The 2,866-nt window shown below is 70.3% G+C and carries 5 protein-coding genes; 4 read left to right on the forward strand and 1 reads right to left on the reverse strand.

The window, feature by feature from the left end:
- The 3 genes from cobU to NBW84_RS17535 all read left to right on the forward strand — a co-directional run.
- On the forward strand, positions 1-512 hold a 512-nt coding region (cobU, locus tag NBW84_RS17525; protein ID WP_250285810.1), incomplete at its 5' end, for a bifunctional adenosylcobinamide kinase/adenosylcobinamide-phosphate guanylyltransferase.
- Between the two features lie 23 nt (positions 513-535).
- Positions 536-733, forward strand: a complete 198-nt coding sequence (locus NBW84_RS17530; RefSeq protein WP_250285811.1) for a hypothetical protein — start codon at positions 536-538, stop codon at positions 731-733.
- A complete protein-coding gene (locus NBW84_RS17535; RefSeq protein ID WP_250285812.1) occupies positions 724-1,158 on the forward strand; it encodes a type II toxin-antitoxin system VapC family toxin in 435 nt (144 codons plus the stop codon). The genes NBW84_RS17530 and NBW84_RS17535 overlap by 10 nt, the downstream gene beginning before the upstream one ends.
- A 52-nt stretch (positions 1,159-1,210) precedes the next feature.
- Here NBW84_RS17535 and NBW84_RS17540 read toward each other — a convergent pair whose 3' ends face one another.
- Positions 1,211-1,675, reverse strand: coding sequence for a nucleoside deaminase (locus NBW84_RS17540; protein WP_445548471.1), 465 nt, complete (start codon positions 1,673-1,675; stop codon positions 1,211-1,213).
- 300 nt (positions 1,676-1,975) lie between these two features.
- Between NBW84_RS17540 and NBW84_RS17545 the strand changes: the two genes are divergently transcribed.
- The coding region (locus tag NBW84_RS17545; protein ID WP_250285814.1) for an AlbA family DNA-binding domain-containing protein at positions 1,976-2,866 on the forward strand (891 nt) is incomplete at its 3' end.

Here is a 2,866-nt window from a genome sequence, read left to right on the forward strand (position 1 = left end):
GGCCCTACCGCGTCCTGATCACCGGGGGTGCCCGGTCGGGGAAGTCCGCGGAAGCCGAGCGGCGGCTCGCCGCCTGGCCGGAGGTGCTCTACGTGGCCACGGCAGGCCCGGTTCCGCCGGACGACGCCGACTGGGCGGCGCGGGTGGCCGCCCACCGCACCCGCCGGCCGGCGCACTGGACGACGCTGGAGACCGCCGACCTGCCACCGCTGCTGCGCGCGGACGGCCCGCCGCTGCTGATCGACTGCCTCACCCTGTGGCTAACCGCCCACCTGGGCGAGGAGCCCCCGGCCGGGGAATGGCCCGCCGGGCTCCGGGAGCTGGTGGCCGCCTGGCGGGACACCCGCCGGCACGTGATCGCGGTGACCAACGAGGCCGGCTCCGGGATCGTGCCGGCGACCGCGCTCGGACGCCGCTTCCGCGACGCCCTCGGCCGCATCAACGCCGCGGTCGCGGCCGAATCCGACGAGGTCTGGCACGTCGTCGCCGGCATCCCCACCCGTCTGCGCTGACCCGGGTGAAAGCCGGAGAGGCGGTGGAGGTCACCGAACGTGGAAGAGCGGTCGCCATCCTCGTACCGTACGAAGCGGTCTCGGGCCACCAGCGTCTCGTCGATTCCGGCGACCTCGCTCCCGGCAGCCAGGGCATCCTGGATATCGAACCGGTGACCGCGGGTACCGGGATCCGGTTGTCGGACGAGCTCGCCGCACTGCGCGACGAGGAGTGGAGATAACGCTGATCTATCTTGATAGCAGCGCCCTCACGAAACTCGTCATTGCCGAGAGCGAGAGCCTACGGATCTGGCTCGCCGGGCACGCGGAGCGCAGGTTCGTCAGCAGCGCGCTGGTTCGCACCGAGTTACGGCGTGCGGTTCTCCGCATCACCGACCGTCCTGACGTCAGCCGGCCCCAGGCTCAGGCCATAGCCGGTACCGCAACAGCACTTCTACGGAAGCTCGACCAGATCAGGTTGGGCTATCCGCTGCTGGACCGGGCCGGCCAGCATCCGCCTGCGCGGCTGCGCAGCCTTGACGCGATCCACCTGGTTACCGCCGCGAGCCTCGGCCCGGACCTGCATGCCATGGTGGCTTATGATCATCGTCTTCTCGACGCCGCCCGCGACCTCGGCATAGCAGTCGCATCCCCCGGCATGTCGTGATCTGTTGTGCTCGTATGTTCTCGCATCATGCTGGCAGTGCCGGGCCACCCGGTCAGCCGCGTCCAAGTGGCTGGCGCGGGCCCTGGCGCGGGTCGGGACGGCGGCTGAGCAGCGCGTCGCATTCGGCCTTGAGGACTTCGGGGATGACCTCGACGAAGTGGTTCAGCCGCGGGTCGCGCACGAGATCCCACTGGGAGCAGACGGCGCCGTCGCGTTCGTCCCACGAGCCGATGACCAGCCGGGGCACCCGGGCGAGGACAACGGCGCCGGCCGCCATCACGCCGGGCTCGAGCGTGGTCACAAGGGTGCAGCCGTCGAGTTTCCATGTTCCGAGCGCGCGCCCAGCCCGCCGGAGCACGGTGATCTCCGCGTGGGCGGTCGGGTCGGCCGTCCGCTGCCGGTCGTGGTGCGCGGCGGCGATCTCCCGCCCGTCCGGGCCGTAGAGCACCGCTCCGACGGGCGGGTCGCCGGCCCCCGGGTCCGGCAGCGCCCGCGCCATCTCCAGGGCACGGCGCATCCACGGCTCGTACCTCCTCGCGACCACCCCCAGCCGCGCCGATTCCGTCCGCACGAGATCTGGCTGCACGAGATCTGGCTGCACGGAATCCGATTATCCTCCCCTCGTCAGGTCGCCAGCCCGCCGCGCGCACCTGCTCCATGTTCCGGTCATCCGCCATGCTCTGGTCGTCCGCCCGGCCGGCGGTATGCGATCGCGGGCGGCAGAGCCACCAGAAACCCACGGGCAATCTCATGATCGTTCCTGGACGATCTTGCAAACCAGTACCCGTACGATGCCTGAGCCGTTCAGTATTTGTTTATGATCTCCCTAAACAAGTACTGGACGCTGAGGGGCGCGAACGTGTCACTGTTCGACGTACATGGCGATCTTGTGGAAACGCGTGCCCGTCTGCGGACACAGGTCGACGAGATCCTTGCCGCGCTGGAGTCAGGCCAGCTACCACGCCCGCACGAGCGGGAGCAGGTGGACCTCAAGGAGGAGGCCGGCCGGCGCGGCCGCCACGGTGGCGTCCTGCCCGGTGAACGCCAGAATCCGCAGGCGGTGGAACAACTGGCACGCGAGGTCCCCTGCATGGCGAACACCCCCGGCGGGGGCGCTCTCATCCTCGGCGTGGACGACACCGGCCGGGTTCCCGGCACCGAGCTGGACGTCGAATGGCTCCGCCACCGCATCTTCGAGCGCGTCGACATCGCCCCGGCCATCGAGCACAGACACCTGCGAGGCGAACGAATCCTCGTCCTGTATGTAGCCGAGACCCGTGAACCGGTCGAGGATCCCGACCGCAGGATCCGATGGCGGGTCGGCGATCACTGCGTTCCGATGGACCGCTCCGAGTGGTGGCTACACCGGCAGGAGCGGGCCGGGCTGGACGTGATGGCCGCGGCGACCGGCCGGACGATCGCGGACATCGCTCCCGGTGCCCTGCTCATGGCCCGCCGCTATCTCGCCGGGAGCGACGGCGGCGATACTGACGAGAGCGCCGAGGTGTCGGACGCCGAACTGCTGCGGCGGCTCGGCGTCCTGCGCCCGGACGGCGCGCTGACCCAGGCCGGTGTGCTCGTCTTCTGCCCGGCGTCACGGACGCTGATCGAACTGAGCCGGCTCGACGTGCCCGGCGGTGATGTTCTCAACCCGCCGGACGACCGGACGGGCGCGGCACTCCTCGAACAGCTCGCCGCGGTTGAGAAC

The sequence above is a fragment of the Protofrankia sp. CiP1_Cm_nod2 genome (assembly GCF_920664355.1).
Lineage (GTDB): Bacteria > Actinomycetota > Actinomycetes > Frankiales > Frankiaceae > Protofrankia.

Excerpts from the sequence above, each read along its gene's own strand:
- NBW84_RS17540 (WP_445548471.1), bottom strand. The coding sequence starts at position 1,675 with ATGCGCCGTGCCCTGGAGATGGCGCGGGCGCTGCCGGACCCGGGGGCC.